At 73.4% G+C, this 19,696-nt stretch carries 16 protein-coding genes; 10 read left to right on the top strand and 6 right to left on the bottom strand.

The features are described 5' to 3' along the window. Window positions 1-44: 44 nt before the first annotated feature. The 4 genes from J421_RS29120 (at window position 45) to J421_RS33240 (ending at window position 1,981) form a co-directional block, all read left to right on the top strand. Window positions 45-233 (top strand): hypothetical protein, encoded by a 189-nt coding sequence (locus tag J421_RS29120; RefSeq protein WP_025414650.1) that lies wholly within the window; start codon window positions 45-47, stop codon window positions 231-233. A gap of 103 nt (window positions 234-336) precedes the next feature. Next, window positions 337-939 carry a hypothetical protein gene (locus J421_RS29115; protein ID WP_025414649.1) on the top strand — a complete coding sequence of 201 codons (603 nt, stop codon included), beginning with the start codon at window positions 337-339 and terminating at the stop codon, window positions 937-939. A 166-nt stretch (window positions 940-1,105) separates the two neighbouring features. Further along, window positions 1,106-1,261, top strand: coding sequence for a hypothetical protein (locus J421_RS33245; protein WP_158508976.1), 156 nt, complete (start codon window positions 1,106-1,108; stop codon window positions 1,259-1,261). Window positions 1,262-1,576: 315 nt separating this feature from the next. Continuing rightward, window positions 1,577-1,981: a hypothetical protein gene (locus J421_RS33240; RefSeq protein ID WP_025414648.1), complete on the top strand. Its 405-nt coding sequence runs from the start codon at window positions 1,577-1,579 to the stop codon at window positions 1,979-1,981. 80 nt (window positions 1,982-2,061) lie between these two features. Here J421_RS33240 and J421_RS32425 read toward each other — a convergent pair whose 3' ends face one another. The 4 genes from J421_RS32425 to J421_RS29095 form a co-directional block, all read right to left on the bottom strand. Continuing rightward, window positions 2,062-2,286 carry a hypothetical protein gene (locus J421_RS32425; RefSeq protein ID WP_148306618.1) on the bottom strand — a complete coding sequence of 75 codons (225 nt, stop codon included), beginning with the start codon at window positions 2,284-2,286 and terminating at the stop codon, window positions 2,062-2,064. Between the two features lie 557 nt (window positions 2,287-2,843). Further along, window positions 2,844-5,330, bottom strand: coding sequence for a caspase family protein (locus tag J421_RS29105; protein ID WP_025414647.1), 2,487 nt, complete (start codon window positions 5,328-5,330; stop codon window positions 2,844-2,846). Further along, entirely contained in the window at window positions 5,327-5,830 is a 504-nt protein-coding gene (locus J421_RS29100; RefSeq protein ID WP_025414646.1) for a hypothetical protein, read from the bottom strand. The genes J421_RS29105 and J421_RS29100 overlap by 4 nt, the downstream gene beginning before the upstream one ends. 175 nt (window positions 5,831-6,005) lie before the next feature. After that, window positions 6,006-6,386 (bottom strand): hypothetical protein, encoded by a 381-nt coding sequence (locus tag J421_RS29095; protein ID WP_025414645.1) that lies wholly within the window; start codon window positions 6,384-6,386, stop codon window positions 6,006-6,008. Between the two features lie 211 nt (window positions 6,387-6,597). Between J421_RS29095 and J421_RS33235 the strand changes: the two genes are divergently transcribed. The 6 genes from J421_RS33235 (at window position 6,598) to J421_RS29070 (ending at window position 14,909) form a co-directional block, all read left to right on the top strand. Next, complete coding sequence (locus J421_RS33235; protein ID WP_025414644.1) at window positions 6,598-6,951, top strand: hypothetical protein; 354 nt, start codon at window positions 6,598-6,600, stop codon at window positions 6,949-6,951. Then, the gene (locus tag J421_RS29090; RefSeq protein WP_025414643.1) at window positions 6,938-7,765 is read left to right on the top strand and encodes an RNA polymerase sigma factor; all 828 of its coding nucleotides are present in this window, start codon (window positions 6,938-6,940) and stop codon (window positions 7,763-7,765) included. The genes J421_RS33235 and J421_RS29090 overlap by 14 nt, the downstream gene beginning before the upstream one ends. Continuing rightward, entirely contained in the window at window positions 7,762-8,514 is a 753-nt protein-coding gene (locus J421_RS29085) for a S8 family serine peptidase (protein WP_025414642.1), read from the top strand. Before J421_RS29090 ends, J421_RS29085 begins: the two co-directional genes overlap by 4 nt. Further along, entirely contained in the window at window positions 8,511-8,993 is a 483-nt protein-coding gene (locus J421_RS29080; protein ID WP_025414641.1) for a GAF domain-containing protein, read from the top strand. Before J421_RS29085 ends, J421_RS29080 begins: the two co-directional genes overlap by 4 nt. Window positions 8,994-9,096: 103 nt before the next feature. Continuing rightward, window positions 9,097-12,048 (top strand): CHAT domain-containing tetratricopeptide repeat protein, encoded by a 2,952-nt coding sequence (locus tag J421_RS29075; protein ID WP_158508974.1) that lies wholly within the window; start codon window positions 9,097-9,099, stop codon window positions 12,046-12,048. Next, window positions 12,048-14,909 carry a CHAT domain-containing tetratricopeptide repeat protein gene (locus J421_RS29070; protein ID WP_025414639.1) on the top strand — a complete coding sequence of 954 codons (2,862 nt, stop codon included), beginning with the start codon at window positions 12,048-12,050 and terminating at the stop codon, window positions 14,907-14,909. The genes J421_RS29075 and J421_RS29070 overlap by 1 nt, the downstream gene beginning before the upstream one ends. Here the strand turns inward: J421_RS29070 and J421_RS29065 are convergent. After that, window positions 14,873-17,647: a CHASE2 domain-containing protein gene (locus tag J421_RS29065; protein ID WP_025414638.1), complete on the bottom strand. Its 2,775-nt coding sequence runs from the start codon at window positions 17,645-17,647 to the stop codon at window positions 14,873-14,875. The two genes, J421_RS29070 and J421_RS29065, sit on opposite strands and share 37 nt — an antisense overlap. Then, window positions 17,648-19,525, bottom strand: a complete 1,878-nt coding sequence (locus J421_RS29060; RefSeq protein ID WP_025414637.1) for a M48 family metallopeptidase — start codon at window positions 19,523-19,525, stop codon at window positions 17,648-17,650. Between the last annotated feature and the right edge of the window lie 171 nt (window positions 19,526-19,696).

The raw sequence follows: 19,696 nt of genomic DNA, 5'->3' as shown, positions 1-19,696 counted from the left end.
GATGCAGCGGCGACCTGCACGTCACCCGCGCGGGAGCGGCACCGATGGCACGCCCATACGACGAGTACAAGGACCCGCCGCTGCGGCGCACGCTGGCCGAGGCCGAGGCGAAGCTCGAAGCACGGCGCGAGATCGCGATCGCGACGGCGCCGAGCTACGTCATCGGCGACCTCTGTCAGCGGCTCGCCGCGAGCGCGCTGACGGCGCCGAAAGCCGTCACGTACGACCCGTGACGTCTCGCGCCCGCGGCACGCATGCGACTGCGCGGGCCCACATGCGCGGCGCTCCGCCGCGCAGGGGCTGCACGGCACGGGACCGACTGGGAGGAACCGCGAAGTGAGTGACCATCAAGATGCGCTGCTGCTCGACCGGGCCGACGCCGCGGAGTCACCGGAGCGCGTCGACCTCACGAGACGGTGGACGGACCCGCCGACGCACAAGGCGCGCGCCGGCGTCCAACGCGCGGTCAATCGCCTGCTCGACATCCTCGCGCCCGAGCGCACGGTGATCCGCGCGGCGCGGCCGCCGCAGCCCGTCGAGCGTCATCGCACGCCGCGCGCGTGCATCCTGCAGAGCGCCGCGGCCGCGGTGAGCGTGTCGTGGTTCCCCGACGCGGCCAGCGACGCGGCGTTCGGTGAGCTGCAGGTCCTCGTCTGGCGCGGAACCGTCTCCCGTCCCGGGTCGGCGCAGCGTGGGCCAGGCGGCGCGACGATCGTCCGGGCGTTGGTGTTCTACTGCGACGATCGGGGGGGAGCGCTCGATGACGTCGCCGCGCTCGACGTCGACGCGATCGACGTCGCCGAGGCGCAGTCCGTCCCCGCCGACTGGGGGTGGTGCATGGCCGACGGGACGCGTTACGAGACCGACGCGCTGGCGGCGCATTGTCTCGCGCTCCTGGCGCAGGCCGTCGTGGACGTCGCCGCCGGTGACTCGGGCTGATGCCCACGTTCTCGACTGCGGCCCACGCCGCGCTCGCACGGACCGTCGGCGCGTACGCGCTCGACGCGTTGCTGCACGGTGCCGGTCGCAGCAGCGTCGCGGCGTGCTTCGCCACGTGAGCACACGGGTCCACGCGGGCGCACCCGAACGCGCGCTCCCGCGAGCCATGGCGATGGAGGTGATGCGCCCGTCGGAGATCCTGGGCCCGCCCGCCCCGTCCGCGGAGGATCCGCGACGCTGGCTCCGTGTGCTGCTGCGCGCGCTCCTGGTGCTCGCGAACGTCGTCGGCGCCGCCATCCTGCTCGGCGTCGCGCTGCGTTAGGCGCGGGGCTCGTCAGGCGTGCGGCGCGTTAGGCGTGCCGCACGTCAGCGCTCGCGCAGGCGCGCCCCGAGCGTCCGGACGCGATCGTTGAGCCCCGGGTGCGCGACGAGATCGAACTCTGCCCGCGCGAGCGACGGCGTCAGGCCGTCTCGCAGGAGAGAAGCATGGCGCGCAGCAGGCACAGCGTCAACGAATTGTCCAAGACAAAAGCTTGACAGACGTCGGACTGAGACCTACGCATTTGCACCATGCCACGCCGTCGCCAGCCGACCCTGCGCGACGGACTTCGCGCGCTCACCTGAGGACCTCCCGAGCATGCGCCGCACACGCCCGGCGGGCGCGACCGCCCCGCCACTCTACGCCGCGGACGCGGCGCACCGAGTGCCCGAGGTCGAGATCCTTCCCGGGGTGGACGAGGCCTCGCTCTGCGAGGAGTGGGATTACACGCGGGATTACTGCACCCGTGTGCGCTGGACCGTGGCCGGCCGGCCGTACAGCGCGGCGATGAGCGCGCGGGCGTGGGCGACGTCGGCCAGCGCACCGATCTTCGTCGACGAGTGGCACGCCGGACCACTCACCGACGGCGGAGGCGACGGGTCGGTGATCCGTTTCCACGTGCCGAGTGACCGGTGGTGGTCGTCGGCCCGCATCGTTCGAACGGCGATGGAGCAGCTCGACGCGACCCAGCCGGTGCAGAGCCGCGACCGCAGCATCGTGTGACGACCCGCGGTGACGACAGCTCGAGGCTCTTCTCGAGGCTCGTCTCGAGGCTCGTCGCACCGACCGATTGGACAGACGCCTCACGCGCCGGCGTCGGGACGCACACCGGCGGCCGCCGGCTTCGTGGTGACGACCACCGCGGTGGACGGCGCGACGGTGCCACCGAGCTCCCGCGAGGCTGCCTGCCGGACCTCGGCTCCGCCTTCGAGCCGGAGCGGGCCGAGTTGCAGTGTGCCTGTCCTGCGATACAGGCTGCCGTTAGGCGGGGCCGCGGTCGGATGGTGGAACGGGCCGAAGATGGACACGAGGAGCCAGGATGAAGGATGGCGCTGTCCAATAGTTGTCCTAGACAATCTATCGATGTCGGGGGCGCTCGGCCTAGTCCTCGATTGGGGCGTCGCATCGACTTCCCCACGAAGGAGGCAGGATGCGCGCGATGCACGGCCGACGGTGGATGGCGATCGGAGGCGCCCGGGTCGCGCCGGGCGTCACTGGTCGTCCGTCGCGCATCGTTAGGCAGCGAGGCATAGCGCGGAGTTTCGCGCGTAGCTCATCGCTCAATGGCGCCGACGGATCGCACACCTTGGCCCGGCCCACGCCGAACAGCGTCAGGCGACGGTCGCTACATGCCGTCTGGTGGCGAGCCTGCGCGACGGTCCCGAGGCACTCGCCTTCGTGCTGCCGGTACCTGGCGCGGGGCTGGCCGCGGTAGGCAGGTCCGAGACCGAATCCGAGATCGCCGCCGGCCTCGCCGAGGCCACGATGGCCACGGTAGACGGCGGGAACATCGCGGCGGTGTCACGGCAGCCGGCTCGTCGCTGGTCGTGGGCGATGTGTGAGGGAATGCTCGCGGAGCGGGTCGTCACGGCTTCGCCGTCGTCGCCGGCCCGCTGCGCAGCGCTAGCCGCTGCACCGACCACGACGACGGCACGGGGTCGTCGTCCACGCCGCGCGTGCGCCCGACGCGGGCGAGGAGCCGTGAGAGTGTTCCGCCCGCCGCGTCGCTCGACGCTCCGCGTACGCCGTCGAAGCGCAGCACGTCGGGGTCGATCGCCTCCGCCGTCGTCAGCAGGACGAACGTGTCGACGCCGTACGGCGGCACGATGCGGATGGGCGCGCGGCGCGGCAGCGTGATCACCGGCGGCGCGATGTCGGTGCCCGCGGAGTCCATCGGCACCCGGTTACCGCCGAGCCCCGCCGAAGGGAAGAGCGGGATGCCGCGTCCGTAGCTGTCGATCGCCAGCACGTACACCCAGCGCGCGGGAATGCGGTCGACCGGGATCGTCGAGTCGCGCTGCAGCACGAGGTCGAAGCTCTCCCCGTCGTGCGTCTCGCCGGAGTCGCGGAGCGCGCCGGTCGCTCGATTTCGAAGGGCGAGCCGATACGGGAACCGAGACTCGCCGGTGTCCGGCGGCGCCGCGAGCGTGAGCCAGCCGCGCAGCCGCGCCAGGCGCGTCGCGAGCTCGGTGAGTGAGTCGGCCGCGACGTCGAGCGCGCCGGAGCCCACCCACAGCGTGCGCGGCGGAAGACTCGAGCGCCGCTGCGACGCCGCGCTGCCGTTAGGCCGCAGCCACGCGTAGCTGACGCCACCGTCGCCGAGCCGACCGGCGAGCAGGTAGTCGGCCGCCGCGGGGTCGTCGACCGGCTCGACGGCGTCGTTCGGCGTTCCGCGTCCGAGCCGGAGACTGGTGCGCAGCGGTGTCGGCGGCGGCACGAGCACCGCCACGCGTGGCCGTACGCCCGCGGGCGGCAGGATGCCATCGGCCTGGGCGCCGGCGGCACGCAGCGCGGTACGCTCGCGCTCGCGCACCGAGGTCGCGGCGGACTCCGCCGCGGCGATCGCGCGGCCCACCTCGTCCGCTGTTGCAGTGGCGAGCCGCATCGTCGCGCCGGCCGGTGTGACGAGATGCCAGCCGTCCGGCTCGTAGCGCACCACGTACAACGGCCGTCCGTCGTCGGGCAGCGTCGTGGGATCGTCGGTCCACTCCGCGACCGAACCGTGGCGGAGCGCGCCGAGCGCGGCGACGTCGCGCGTCAGCGCCGCCGGCTCGCGGCCGGCCGGGATCCACACGCGCAGCGCCGGACCGCTCGCGGACGTCCATCGGTCGACCACGAAGAGCGTGCCGGGCGAGAGGCGACCTGGCGAGCCGGCGATGGCCACCGCGTCGCTCTCGGCGAGTCCGTGCACCGCGACGACCTTCAGCCGCACCGGCGCGTTAGGCGCCGAGTCGACGAGTCGCAGCTCCGCGCCCGGCGCGAGACCGACGGCGAGGCCCGCCTGCAGCCGCACCGTGTCGTGCTCGACGCGCAGCACCGGCGCGGTGACGCCGCCCGCGATCGCGCCGTGATACGTGCCGAACAGCGAGCGGCGGCGGTCGGACTCGGTGCCGCGGATCACCGGGTTCTGCGCGAGGCCGTCCTGCTGCAGGATCGCGCGGGCGCGCTCGAACACCCGCATCGCCGGCTCGTTCGGGGGCGCCGAGCGCATGACGCGCAGGAGCGCCGCGGTGAACGCGCCGTGCGCGCGTGGCCGCCCCTCGATGTCGGACGTCGTCACCTCGCTCGACGGCTCGAAGTCCTGCGCCGCGGCGAGGAACAGCGCGCCGCGATCCTCCGGCGGCGGTACGGCGACGGAGTCGGCCGCGTCGCGCGGGTCGGCGGCTGCCCACCGTACCTTCGACGGACTCGGTTCGCCGCGCGTGACCGCGCCGCTGTGGCAGCTGTCGAAGATGAGTGTCAGCGTGCCCGTCGGGCCGATGCGATCGAGCACGCGATCGAACGCCGCGGCAAGCTCCATGTCGCGGATGTCGAACTGGCCCGCGTTCGCGTCGGCCGGGACGATGGTCTGATCGAGGTGGTTCAGCTTGCGGGTGCTGAGCGAGTTCACGCGCTGCGAGCCGTGGCCGGCGTAGTAGAACACGATCACATCGCCCGGCCGCGCGTCGTCGGCGAGCTGGCGCAGCGCGGCGAGGATCGAGTCGCGCGTTGCGTGCTCATTGAGCAGGAGCCGCGGCGGTGCGAACTGATATCTATGCTGGAGCACTTCGGCCATCGCCGTCGCGTCGTTCACCGCACCGTCGAGATCTCCGACGAGCTGCCGGTGCGGCGCGGGCTCGCCGGTGAGGCGCGCCGCAGTCGCCGGCGCGCTGCCCTGTAACCGCGCTCGCCACGCGGCGACCGCCGGCTGCACGTGGCGCTGCCACGACGTGAGGACGGGCGCGGCGTACTCGTACTGATTGATGCCGATCAGCAGCGCATGGCGCGACTGCGCGTGTGCGGCGCGCGCGCCGAGTGCGAGCGCCGCCACGCGGAGCAGGAGACGGCCGGCGTGGCGGCGCGCGGGGCTCACGGGTCGAGCTCCCACGTGTAGTTGTCGCACAGGTCACGGCGGACCGGCCCCCAGGCGATCCACGTGCCGTCGTCGAAGTACGCGCGAGCGTAGAGCGTGCGGACGGAGCAGCCGTAGTAGCCGTACGAGTCGCCGTACCGGCCGACGTTGCCGACGTAGTCGCCGTCCACGTAGATGCGAATGATCCACGACGTGCGGTTGTCGACGTGCAGCGCGCCGCTCATCGCGCCGCGCGTCTTCGCGCCGCCCTTGCTCGGCGGGGCCGGCACCGTGGTGCCGGCATGATTCGCGGGGAGCGAGTCGCGCTTGACGTTCGGGTCCGTCGCGGCGCCCCGGCTCTTCACGCCTTTCGTGTGCACCACCTGCGCAGGCTGCGTTGGCTGGCGGTGCGGTTCGTTGAGCGCCCGCGCCTCGAGCGCACCCACGGACAACGCCAGCGTCACGACGACGAGCAGGGCGGCGAAGAATGGTCTGAGGTGTCGACCGACGATCGATGACATGGGACCTCCAAGAGGGTGAAGGACGCGCAGCCGCATCGACTTCGGGTGAGGCAGGACAACAGTGGGGCGTGGGATGCGGCTGTCAATGCTGTGTCGCGGCGAATGGTGCCGTCGGCGGGTCCCGCGCCCACGCGGCGGGACCCGCCAGGATACTTCGGGACCGAAGTGTCCGCCGTCACTCGATCCGCACGTCGTACTGGTTGTAGACGTTGCCCCAGTTCTTCACGATCAGCGCGTACGGGCCGGCGTAGCCGTGCGTGTCGAGGATGCAGTAGTCGGTGGCGTCGTCGTCCGTCGCGATCACCTGGCCGTTCTTCACGAGGTAGCAGTCGAGATCGGTGTCGCCGTCGCCGCGTACGGTGACGCGCCCGCCGGAGGCGTAGATCGTGTGGATGTTGTAGTCGTGCGGCATCGCGCGGCTCGTGAACAGATAGGCGTCGGCCATCGCGCCGGCGGGTGCGGCGATCAGGAGGAGCGCCGCGGCGGCGGCGACGAGCGGACGGCGGGCGAGACGGTCGCGGAGCGCGATCACGGAAGCACGAAGCGTGGCACGCATGGCAGGAACCCTGGGGTGAGAGTCGAGCGCGCCGCCGGGCCGGGAAGTCGGCTGTTGTCGATCGGGGCGGCTGCGCACACCGACTGACACGCGCACCGGCGACGCGTTACGAGTCGCGCGCAACGCGCGCAACGCGCGCGGCGCGCGCGCCGGCGGTAACGCACGCCGTCTTACGGTGTCAGCCCCGCGGAGACACGTTCACCGGACTCCGATGCCACAGCCCTCCACCGCCACGCACGCACGACGGCAACCTCCCGACGGCTGCTGGGCCGGGTACCGTAGCGATGCCGGCACGCGCCGATGCCTCCGACTCGCGCTCCGCTTCCACGACGGTATCATCGTCGGGAGTGGTGACGAGCCGCGCGGCCCGTTCGACGTCTTCGGGATCTACGGGGCCGAGTCCGGGCGGTTCGCCCTGCTGCTCACGGCATCCGACGGCTCCGCCACGGATCTCGATGGCGCGGCGCTCGGCCACGGCATCGCTGGCGTCTGGCTCGACGATGCCGGGGCGACCGGAGAGTTCTCGATCCACCCGCAACACGCGCCGTCCCATGGGCGAGCCTAACGCCGCACCTTTCATCGACTCGGCGGACGAGACCTTCTTCGCGGCCGTCGTGCGCGTGTTCGGCGCGCTGCGCGGCGCGTCCGCCGCCGTCGCACGTGTCGACGCGCGTCTGGGCACGGTGGCGGCCGAACTGGCGCGGCGTGCGCGGCGACGGCGCGCGCGATTCGACCTGTTCTTGCGCGAGGCGCCGCCCGCCCACGCGGCCGATCTCGCGCTCGCGCTCAAGGCGCAGCAGGGAAGCGAGTCGGCGCTCGTCGAGATCCGGAGCCGCCTCGAGCCCGTGGTGCTGAAGCGGATCTACGCCTACGGCCTCGGATGGAACGAGGCCGACCTCGTCGAGCTGGTGTTCGCGCGCCTGTGGGACAAGCTCGCGACGTACCGCGGGCAGTCGTCGCTGAGGACGTGGGGCGCCACCGTGAGCGCGAACGCGCTCAAGAACTGGATGCGCGCGGCCGACGCGAAGCCCGAGCATGTTCCGCTCGAGGCGCGCGACGGCGAGGTGCGCGGCCTCGAGGGCGGCTGGACCGCCGACGGCGAGGTGATGACGAGCGAGCGCGACATGCAGTTGAAGCGCATGGCACGCGCGCTCGCCTCCGTCGCCAGCGAGGTGCTGAAGCCCGAGGACTGGGAGCTACTGCAGCAGCAGATCGTCGAGGGGCGCTCGTACGCGGAGCTGACCGTGGCGACGGGACGCAGCGAGGTCGCGCTGCGCAAGCGTCGCTTCGACGCGCTCAAGAGGCTCCGGCGTGCAGTGATCGAGCGGTACGGTGACCGCTTCGCGGACGACGTGCATGAGGCGCTGCCACGCACGTGAGCACGCTCGCGCACGAGTCGGCGGAGCCGCTCGCCGGCCTGACGGGGCGCGGCGTGCGCGTGCTCATCGTCGATTCGGGTGTCGACGACGCGCATCCGGCGCTCGCCGGTGCGGCGGTCGCGCACTTCGCCGTCGACGAGTCGGAGGACGGTCGGAAGCGCGTCGTGCCCGACGCGCCTAACGATCTGGTGGGCCACGGCACCGCCGTCGCGTCGATCGTCAGGCGGCACGCGCCCGACGCGGCGCTCGCGAGCGTGCGCGTCGTCGGGAAGCGCGGGCGCGGCACCACGGAGCATCTGCTCGCGGCGCTCGAGTGGGCCGTCGTGCAGCGCTATGACGTGATCAACACGAGCCTCGGCTCGACGTACCTCGCGCTGCTCGGCCGATTCAAGCCGGCGGTGGACGGCGTGTACGTCGCGGGATCGATCCTCGTGTCGGCGTGCAACAATCTCGATCCAGACATCGTCGAGTACCCGGCCCACTTCGCCTCCGTCGTGTCCGTGGCGCACGCCGCGCTGCCGCCGCTCGCGCTCGAGCGCTGCGCGCGACGGCTCGTGGAGTTCCGCGCCGCGGGCGTGGACGTGCCGGTGGCCTGGCGGGACGGCGCGACGGCGGTCGTCACGGGAAGCAGCTTCGCCGCACCGCACGTCGCCGCGCTCGTGGCGCGGCTGCGCGAGCGGCATCCGCGGTGGAACGCGACGCAGGTGAAGGCCGCGCTGTACGACATCGCGCGACCGATGGCGACATGAGCACGCTCCCTGACGTCGACGCCGGGTTCTGCCGACGGCCGCCGCTCGCCGCTCGCTTGCGTCGCCTGCTCGCCGGTGCGGCACGTGCTCTCGGCGCCGCCGAGTCGACGCTGTGGACGTACGACGGCGACGACGCGCTCGCCGCGGCGCTGAATCACGGGCCTGACGAATCGGTGGTGGAGGCGCAGTCGGTGCCGGTGACCGCGAGCGTCGTCGGATTCGTCGCCACGCAGGGCTCGGGGATGGTCGTCGGTCCGGACGACTGGCAGAACCCGACGGTGATGCGCGCGACGGGCAGACCGGTCACGGCGATGGTCGCCGTGCCGGTGACGTTAGGCGGCGAGGTGGTCGGCGTGCTGTCGGCGATCAACCCCGCGGAGCGCGCGCGGTTCGGAGTCGAGGATCTCGCGGAAGCGGCGTGGTATGCGTTCCTGATCGAGGCGGTTCTGACGCACGCCAAGGCCGCCGTGCCCGAATGAGCGAGGCTGGCGCTGCGGCGCGGTCGCGCGCAGCGTGAAGGAATCGGAATCGGGAGTGGATATGCGCTGCACGCGCATCGTGATGCTTCTCGCACCCGTTCTCGTGTCGTCGCCGTCTCACGCGCAGACGACCGCGGACAGCGCGACGGACTTGCTCGATCGCGGGCTGCGCCAGACCCAGTCACGCCAGTTCGATTCGGCGGCGGTCTCGCTGCGGGCGGCGCTCCGGCTCAAGCATGCGATCGCTGATCACGGCGGCGAGGCGAGAGTTCTCAATGGCATCGGCCTGTTGCACTTCAGCACTCACCAGCCCGACTCCGCACTCATCTACTTCCGGGCGGCGCTCCTGCTCGCGCGCGATGGCGGCGACCGCCGGCTGGAAGCGACGACGCTCACGACCATCGGTCTACTGTACCAGACGACGGGCCGTCCGGACTCGGCGTTCGGCTACTTCCGGGAAGCACTTCCGCTCAGCCGCGCTTCGGGCGACGGCCGGCTCGAGGCGATGGCGCTCGTCGGCGTCGGCGGGTTCTACCTTCGCACGAGCCGCCCCGACTCGGCACTCGGCTACTTGCGGGCGGCGCTCCCGCTCGTCCGCGCGCTGCGCGACAGTGGGGGCGAATTGGCGATGCTCAACAGCATCGGCATGGCCCACGATTCCGCCGGCCGCCGCGATTCCGCGGTCGCCTACTACCGCGCGACGCTGCCCCTCCGACGCGCGATGGGCGACCGTGCCGGCGAGGTGGCGACGGTATCGACCATCGGCACGATCTACTATCGCATCGGCCCGGCCGACTCGGCGCTCGCTTACTACCGAGCTGCGCTCGCCTACTACCGGACCGCAGGCAATCGCCGAGCCGAGGCGACGACGCTCGGCAGCATCGGCTTGGTGTATCACGGCGCCAGTGCGATCGATTCGGCGCTCGCCTACTTCCGCTCGGCGCTGCTGATCCAGCGTGCCGTCGCGGATCGGGGAGGCGAGGCGACGACGCTCTACGACATCGGCTCGATCTATCTCGGCACCGGCCAGCGTGATTCGGCGCTCAGCTACTTCCGGTCGGTGCTGCCGCTCGCCCACGCGGTGAACAACCGTGCGCTCGAGGGGGAGGCACTCAACAGCGTCGGATCGGCCTACTGGGGCATGCGTCAGCTCGATTCGGCGCTCAGCTACCACCGGGAGGCGCTGCGACTCAGCCGTGAAGTCAGAGACCGAGGCACCGAGGCGTCGGCGCTCGGCAACATCGGCACCGTCTATCATCGCATCGGCCAATTCGACTCGGCGCTGACGTATTACCAGATGGCGCTTCCACTGCAGCGCGACGTGGGCGACCGTGACGGCGAGGCGAGCGCGCTCGCGAACATCGGTGTGCTGTACTGGCGCACCGGTCGGCCCGATGCCGCGCTCGGCGACTTCCGGGACGCGCTCGCACTCCGGCGTGCCATGGGCGACCCGCAGGGCGAGGCGGCGGCGCTTTCGTGGATCGGCAAGCTGCTCGATCACGCCGGCCAGTCCGACGCGGCGCGCGCCCTTCTGGACAGCGCGAGCGCGCGCTTCGCGACCGTGCGGATGCGTACCGGGAGCGACGCGAGCGCCGTGGCGTATGCCGAAGACCAGCGGGGTGCCGTCGATCTCTGGGTACGGAGCTGGCTCACGCACGCGCGGGCGGCATCCGATGGAGCCGTGGCAGCCGCCCTCGCCGCCGCCGAACGCGGGCGCGCGCAGGGGCTGCGGGATCTGCTCGCCCGCGCGTCGACGTCGGCCGGACCGGCGGTGCCGAATTCTGCCGACATCCTGTGGGAGCGGGACACCGTGCCCGGCGCGGACCTCGCCGCCGAGGCGGCGAAGGAGCTGGCCCCGTTACGCCACACGAGGACGGCCGCGCTCTACTACTTCCTCGGTCACGACAGCTACAGCAGTCAGGACACGCTGACGACCTGGCTGCTCGACGCGGCGGGAAAGCTGCGCCTCGCCGGCCTGGCCGTCGTGAAGCCGGACAGTCTCGCGGCGCTCGTCACGACGCTGCGCACTGCGTTGGGCGCCGACGCCGCGCGCACGCGCATGGCGCGGGGTGGGCAGCTCGAGCAGGAGCGGGCCGCCTCAGGCACCGGAGCGCCCGACGACGCGGCCCGTTCGCGCGGTGTCGAGGACGAGTCGACCCCTGAAGGGCAGGCGCGATCCCGCGCCGCGACCGCGGCGTTAGGCGCGCTGCTGCTCCCCGACGCGCTCACACGCGCCGTGCCCGCCGGCACGGACCTCGTCATCGTGCCGCACGGGGTGCTCGCCCTCGTGCCGTTCGCCGCCCTCCCCATCGCCGGCGACACCCTGCCGTTAGGCGCCCGCTACGCGCTCCGCTACGCACCATCGCTCCGCGTACTCGATGCGGCGGAGTCGCGCGGCGTGTCGCGCGCTCGAAGCGCGCTCGTCGTGGGCGACCCGGCGATGCCGCGCGTGGTGAGCGCGGACGGTCGACGTGTCCCGCTACGGGACCTCCCTGCGGCGCGCCGCGAGGGCGAGGTGGTCGCCGGCCGCTTCGGCGTCGCGATGCTCACCGGCGGCGCGGCCACCGAGACGGCGGTCCGGCAGGCGCTGCCGACCGCTCCTGTCGTGCACCTGGCGACGCACGGCCTGGCGTACGGCAGCGAAGCGCGCGTGCGGGACTCGTACGTCGCGCTGGCGCCCGACAGCGCGAACGACGGGCTGCTCACGATCGGTGAGCTGTTGGACGACGTGCCGTCGCTCGCTGCCGATCTCGTCGTGCTGAGCGCGTGCCAGACCGGACTTGGGGATCTCAAGCAGGCGGAGGGGACGGTCGGCTTCCAGCGTGCGCTGCTCGCGAAAGGCGCGCGCAGCGTGCTGGTGAGCCTCTGGAGCGTCGACGATCGGGCGACGGCGCTGCTCATGGATCGCTTCTACGCCCACTGGTTGGGCAGCGACGGCATGCCGGCGATGAGCAAGGCGGAGGCGCTGCGGCTCGCGCAGAGCGACGTGCGGCTGACGCCCGGCTTCGCGTCGCCGCGCTACTGGGCCGCCTTCCAGCTCGTGGGGGCCCGCTGATGCGTGCGGCGGTCGGCGCATTCGCGCTGCTCGCGGCGCTCGTCGTTCCGTCCGCGTCGCCGTGCCGCGCCCAGACGCCAGCCGACAGTCTGATGTCGCTCGTGGGTCGTGGCGAACGCCAGCTCGGGGCGGGCCAGCGCGATTCTGCGCTGGCGACGTTCCGGGCGGTGCTCACGCACAGTCGCGCCGTCGGCGAACGCCGGAGCGAGGGCGCGGCGCTGTACGGCATCGGCAGAGTGTTTCTCACCATCGGCCAGGTCGATTCGGCGCGCGGATACTACCAGTCGGTGCTGCCGCTCACGCGCGCGCTGGGGCTCCGCAACGCTGAGGCGGGAGCGCTCCAAGATCTCGCCGTGGTCTACACCCGGCTCGGCCAACCCGACTCGGCGCTGGCCTACGACCGGTTGGCGCTCGCGCTCTACCGCGCGGCGGGCGACCGCGGTGGCGAGGCGTCGATGCTCACCAACATCGGCGTCGTCTTTGGGCGCATCGGCCGTCCGGATTCCGCACTCGCATACTATCGCGAGGCACTCGCGCTCCACCGCGCGGTCGGCAACCACAAGAACGAAGCGGAGACGCTCACCACGATCGGTGGGGAGTACTTCAAGACGGGGCGGCCCGATTCAGCGCTCGTGTTCCTGCGGCCGGCACTGGCGCTCCGTCGCGCCGCGGGCGACGGCCAAGGCGAGGCGGAGACGCTCAGGGTAATCGGCGCGGTCCTCGAGGGCATCGGCCGGCCCGATTCAGCCCTCGCGTGCCTCCGCGCGGCGCTGCTCCTGCACCGCGCCGTCGGCGACCGCGCGGGCGAGGCGACCGCGCTCGCGAGCATCGGCGGCGTCTTCAGCCGCACGGGACAGCCCGACTCGGCGCTCTTCTATTACCGCGCGGCGCTCCCCCGCGTCCGCGCCGTGGGTGATCGAACCGGCGAGGCGGTGACGCTCAGCCACCTCGGCTGGATCTTCACCGGCATCGGAACGCTCGACTCGGCGCTCACGTACTTCCGGGCGGCACTGCCGCTCCTGCGCGCCGTCGGCGACCGCCGCGGCGAGGCGCTGGCGCTGAGCAGAATGGGTGTCGCGTACCACCGCACGGGCCACGTCGACTCGGCGCTGACGTACTACCGCGTGGCACTCCCGCTCCATCGCGCCGTCGGCGACGGCGGGGGCGAGGCCGAGACACTCGGCGACATCGGCCGCGGCTTCGCCGAGCGCGGCCAAGCCGACTCGGCGCTCGCGTACTTCCGGGCGGCGCTCTCGCTCGCTCGCGCGGTGGGCGACCCCAGTCAACAGGCGGGGACGTTGAGCGCCATCAGTCGGATCTACGGAAGCATACGCCGGTACGATGCGGCGCTGCACGTGCTGGACAGCGCGATGGCGCTGTACGCCACGATCCGGATGCACGCCGGCGGCGACGCCGGTGCGGTGGCCTTTGCGGAAGACCACCACGACGCGGCCGACATGTGGGTCGGGGCCTGGCTCTCGAGAGCGGCGTCGCGCGACACGTCCGCGACCGTGGCAGTCACCGCCGCTCTCGCCGCCGCCGAGCGCGGGAGAGCGCAGGGGCTGCGCGATCTGCTCGCCCGGTCCGGGAGCGCGGCCGGGCCGACGGCCGACTCCACGGGCTGGGCGCACGACACCGTGCCCGATGCGGACCTCGCGACGGAAGGCACGTCGGAGCTGGACGCGCTGCGGCGCGCCGGCTCCGCGGCGCTCTACTACTTCATCAGCCCCGCTGCGCTGACGACGTGGCTCCTGAGCCCGACCGGCGAACTTCGCGTCGGCGGTCGCAGGCGCCTGAACGGCGACAGCCTCGCCGCGCTCGTCACGACATTGCGCGCGGCACTCGGCGCGGACGCTGCGCGGACGCGCATGGCGCGCGGTGGGGACGTCGAGCAGGAGCGCGTCGCTCGGCGCTCGCCTGACGACACCGCGGGGTCGCGTGGCGTCGAGGACGAGGCGAGTCCGGAGGCGCAGGCGCGGCTCCGCGCCGTGATGGCAGCGTTAGCCGCGACGCTGCTCCCGCCGGGACTCGCGCGGACGGTGCCGGCGGGCACCGACCTCGTCATCGTGCCTCACGGCGTGCTCGGTCTCGTGCCGTTCGGCGCGCTCCCCATCGTCGGCGACACGCTGCCGTTAGGCGCTCGCTACGCGCTGCGCTACGCGCCGTCGCTGCGTGCGCTCGCCGCCGCCGAGGCACACGCCGTCGCCGGAGCGGCCGGCCGCGCGCTCGTGGTCGGCGACCCGGCGATGCCGACCGTCACGGCCGCCGACGGGCGGCGCGTGAAGCTGCGCGACCTGCCTGCCGCCCGCGCGGAGGGGGACGCCGTGGCGCGACGCTTCGGCGTCGCCGTGCTGACGGACCGCGGCGCCACGGAGACGGCCGTCAGGCAGGCGCTGCCGAACGCGCACCTCGTCCATCTGGCCACGCACGGGCTCGCGTACGGCAGCGAGGCGCGCGTGCGCGATTCGTACGTCGCGCTCGCGCCCGACGGCAAGAACGACGGTCTCCTCACGATCGGCGAGCTGCTCGACGCGGTGCCGCCGCTCTCGGCGGACCTCGTGGTGCTGAGCGCGTGTCAGACCGGGCTCGGGGATCTGAAACGGGCCGAAGGGACGGTCGGCTTCCAGCGCGCGCTGCTCGCGAAGGGGGCCCGCAGCGTGCTGGTGAGCCTGTGGAGCGTCGACGACCGGGCGACGGCGCTGCTCATGCGGCAGTTCTACGCCCACTGGCTGGGCGCCGACGGGCAGCCGGCGCGCAGCAAGGCGGAGGCGCTGCGCCTCGCGCAGACCGACGTGCGCCTAACGCCCGGCTTTGCGTCGCCGCGCTACTGGGCCGCGTTCCAGCTCGTCGGCGCGCGGTAGCGCGGCCGATCAACCGCCGCGTCGTCTTCCGAGCACGGCCGCGCGGCGTGATGCGACGCGCGCTCGGCGTCGCGCTCGAGCGTGTCGCGCAGCGCCGCGATGGCGTCGTCGTTAGGCGCGACGCTCGCGCTGTCGGCGAGCAGCGCGTAGGCGTCGTACCACACGCCGCCGCCTGCCAACCGGCGCGCGGCGGCGACGGCGGCCTCCCCCGAGAGCCGCGGCCGCACGTCGCGCGCGATGCGCAGCGCGACGCTGTCGCCGGCCAGCGTGCGTCCGCCGACGCGGGCGCGCACCTGCAGCGTGTACGTGACGCCGGGCCGCAGCGCGTAGCCCAGATCGGCCAGACGCACGCGCCGCACGACGGGCCCGTCAGGCACCGGCAACCGCGCCGTGTCCGCGCGCCCGGCACCCGCGAGCACGAGGATCACGTCGCTCGGCGCGACCTCGGGCGCCGCCGCGTAGCGCCAGAACAGGACGGGGCTCGCCGTGGCCGATTGCGCCACGTGGTCGTGCGGCGCGAGGAGGACGACCGTCGGCAGTCGACGCGGCGCGCAGCCGCGCGCGCCGGCACCGATCAGCCGCGGCGGCAGCCCGACCTTCATGTACGCGATCCGTCGCGTCGCCGGCGGCGTCGCGCGCGTTGTCGCCCGGCGCGCCGCGCTCCGGGTCGTGGAGTCGGCGCGCGCGTGAGGCGGCGTGGACTCGGCCGCCGCGCGCGTGCGCGGCTGCGCACCGGCGGCCGCTGCGGAAACCGTCAGGCACGCGAGCACGACGAGCGTGCGCGCCGCGACTGTCGCGTTCGGCACCGCCGGCAGACGGGCGACGGTCGCGCCCGCGCGCACGCGATACACCTCGACCGGCTGCGCGCGTCCGCGGACGGGCTGCGCGCCGAGCGGCTCGCACGGCACCGTGTCGCGCACGAGCGCGTGCGTCGCCGCGTCGAGGAGGATCCGGCACGGCAGCGCCGCGAAGTCGTGCACGACGTCGAGCGATTCGAGCCGCGACGCCACGTTCACGACGTCGCCGACGACGGTGTACTTCAGGCGGTCGGCGCTGCCGATGCTGCCGACCGCCGCCTCTCCACTCGCGACCCCGATGCGCATCGCGGCGACGGGGAGCCCGGCCGCGAGCCACTCGGAGTTCAGCCGCTCCAGCGCGCCGGCCATCGCGACCGCGCAGCCGACCGCGCGGCGCGCGTCGTCGCGCACCTCGTCGTGGGTCGCGCGCGCGAACGGCACGCCGAAATCGGCCTTGATGCCGTCGCCCGCGTAGTCGTCCACGATCCCGCCGTGTCGATCGATCTCGCGTGCCATCGCGTCGGTGAAGCGGCTCACCCACGCGATCACCTGCTCGGCCGGCGCATGCTCCGCGGCGCTCGTGTAGCCTTTCAGGTCGGCGAGAAGCACCGTCACCGGGATGCGCCGCGGCCGCGGTCGCGCGCCGTCGAGGAATTCGTGCCGCCGTCGCCAGATGTCGCGCGCCACGTCGGCCGACACGTGCCGCGAGAAGAGCTGCATCACCGCGGCGTGCGCGCGCCGCTCCGCCACGGCGAGCATCGCCGTCGTCGCCGCGGCCGCGGTCGCCCAGCCGAGCAGCGGCTGCACGAGCGGCAGCCACCAGCCGGCGCGGAGCGCGCCCCACGCACCGAGCACGGCGAGCGGCGCGAGCGACGCGCACGCGGCCAGCAGCAGCCACGCGCCCGTTCGCCGCATGCCGAGGAGAGGACCGAGCAGCGCGCCTAACGTCGCTCCCAACGCACAGCCGGCGGCGAGCGCGATCCACTCGCCCCAGTCGGGCAGCGTGCGCACCCGAAGCACCGAGCCGCCGCCGAGCGTGAGGTCGGCGGCCTGGCTCGCGGCGAGTGCGTGGTAGAACGCGCCCGGCTCGCCCGGCGGCTGCCGATCGGGATCCGTAGTCGGCAGGTACACCTCGTCGCGGATGGACGCGGCGTCGTAGCCGACGAAGAGCATGCGGCCGGCCACCCAGGCGCGCGGCACGCGGCCGCGGGACAGCGCGTCGAGGTCGAACGTGAGTACGCGCGGGGCACCGCGATGCAGGTCGAGCAGCTCCTCGTGTCCGACGATCGGATCGCGCACGTAGTCGCCCTCGCGGCCTTGCATCGGTGCGAAGCGCCAACGTCCGAGTCGCGGCTCGGCGGACGTGTCGAGCACGTCAGGCGCCACGTAGCGCACGACGGCCGTGTACGCGAGCGACGCGCGCGGTGCGGAATCTCCCGCGAGCTGCACATGATACAGCGCGCGTCGCAGCGTCGGCGAGCCGCGCGCCGCCACCGCGTCGGCGAAGCCGCACGCGTCCTCGCTCGACCCGATGGGGCAGGGGAACCCGCCGTCTCGGGCCGACGCGAGCTTGGACGCGAACACGACCGCCGTGCCGCCGATCGCGCTGCCTGCCGCGGCGATCGCCGGCGGCACGCGCTCTCGATACACGTCGAACGCCACCACGCGCGCGCCTAACGACGCGAGCCGGCGGGCCACCATCTCCACCGTGCTATCGGCGAGCGGCCAGCCGGCGCGCCGCAGATCGCGCTCCGTGATGCGCGCGACTGCGACGTGCGGCACCGGTGTCGTGTCCGGTGGGATGCGCCGCAGTAGCGCGTCGTACGCCCACAGCCCGGCCGGCTCCAGCGCGCGCGTCTCGCGCAGTGCGCCGACGAGCGCGCACGCGACGACCGCGCATGCCGCCGCGACGACGACGCTCGAGTCGGACCAGTCGCGCACTCAGCGCGTCGCCATCACGAGCGACTCGACCAGGCCGCCGGCCGGCGTGACGAACAGCAGCCAGCGGCCGCGGTCGAAGACGAATGCGTCGCCGGAACGCCCGACCGGAGCGCCGAGCCGCGCCGCCACCTGGGCGAGCGGCATCCCGACCGTGACGCCGTCGAACGCGACGGTCGCCGGCGCGCGCACGCCGATCGCGACGACGCTGCCGTCGGGGCCCAAGGCGACGGCGAGGCCGCGCGACTCGTAGTGCAGCACCAGCGCGCCGTTCCCGCGTCCGCTCGCGTCCGGAGATCCGAGCGCCGCCAGCACGCCATCGTGCCGCGTACCGAGCGTGATACCCATCACCATGGGAGGCGCGGCGGAGTTGGATGCGGCCGTCGCATCCGTGCGCCGCGCAGCCGTCGCCGTGAGCGCGAGCGCGTCGCCGGCCGCGCGCCCCCAGCTCGAGCGCGGATCGAGCGCGCGGTAGTGCAGGAACGCGGCGCGCGCCGCCGCCGTGTCGCCCGCCGCGAGCGACGCGCGCGCGAAGTCGTACACCGCCTCGGCGGACGAATCGCCACGCGCGATCGGCGCGAGCAGCGCGCGCGCCTGCGCGGGCTCGCCGGCGAGGTAGAGCACGACCGCACGATTGACGGCGACCGACGTGTCGTTCGGCGCGAGCCGGCGCGCGCTGTCGGAGCGGGCGAGCGCCAGCGGCACGTCGCCGGCATAGGCGTCGAGCACCGCGAGGTTCGCGAGCGCGTACGGGAGGCGCGCGCGCACGAGCACCTCGTGGTACGCGGCGCGCGCGCGCTCGAGCAGTCGCTCGTCGCCGACACTGCCGCGGACGCTCTGGATGAACGGCGTGTCGTACGTCGGGAACGCGGCACGCACGCGGAGCGCGGCGACCGACGCGCCGTCGCTCCACATGCGCTCGAGCGCGACCGCGCGCGCGTGATGCACCTGCGGCAGCTCGGGGAAGTCGACCAGCACGCTGTCGAGCATCACGACCGCGCTGTCGAGCGCCTTGCCCGTCTGCACGAGCGTCAGCGCATCGTCGAACGTCGCCTGGTCGCCGCGCAGCCTCGCGCGCAGCATCTCGAGGTCCGCCGCGCGCCGGGCGGAGTGCGGGTGCGAGAGGAACCAGCGGATCTCGTGCGTCGTCGCGGGGCCGGCCTCGTGGCGCGCGGCGCGCTCGAGGCTGTCGAGCACACCGAAGAAGTCCATCGCCGTCTGGATCGTCCACCCGGCGCGGAGCAGGTAGAGCGCGCCGGCGCGATCGGCCGCGCTCTCGTGCGCGCGCGACCGCTCGAGATCGCGCATCACCGTCGCGTCCGCGAGCAGCCGCTCCGCGTTCTCGGCGAGCACCTGCTCGGGAACCTGATCGATGTCGAAGCCCTGCCGGCCGGCCAGCGCCTCGCGCAGCGTCGAGTCCGGGTGCCCGAGCGTGGCGTGCGCGATCTCATGGCCGAGCACCGCGGCGACATACGCCTGACGACGCGCGCGGCGGCGAACGGGATCGTTCGGGACCTCGCGGCGTACGATCGTGTCGACCGCGGCGAGCAGCCCTGCGTTGACGACGAGCACGTGGCCCGGCATCGCGCTCGCGTTCATCTCCGGGTCGCCGACGATCTGCCACTCCACGTCGAAGTTGGGAACGCCGGTCGCGCGCACGAGCCGTCGAATCACCATGTCGACGTCGCGCCGCCAGAGCGAGTCGCGCACCACGCCGTAGTGCTCGACGAGCATGCGCAGCATCCGCTCGCCCTGGGCGCGCGCGACGGCGAACGGCACATCGGGGAGCGGCGCGGCCGCCTGCGCGGGCGCGATGTACGGTGCGGCGATGCCCGCGGTCACGGCGAGCGCGATGAGCCAGCGGTGGCGACGGAGCGACATCGGAGCGGGGCGGAGGGATGGGTGGCCGCGCATCGACGGAGGCGGAAGGGGGCGCCCGGAGCCCCAGGCTGCGGCACGGTCCAGTGAGTGTCAAGCTGAGCGCGAGTTCGTGCGCGGTGCTGCGACGGTCGACACGCGCGTTCGCGCCGCGTTACCGACGGCCTGGTGCCC

Source organism: Gemmatirosa kalamazoonensis (assembly GCF_000522985.1).
GTDB lineage: Bacteria > Gemmatimonadota > Gemmatimonadetes > Gemmatimonadales > Gemmatimonadaceae > Gemmatirosa > Gemmatirosa kalamazoonensis.
This window is presented reverse-complemented; position numbering and strand designations above follow the sequence as displayed.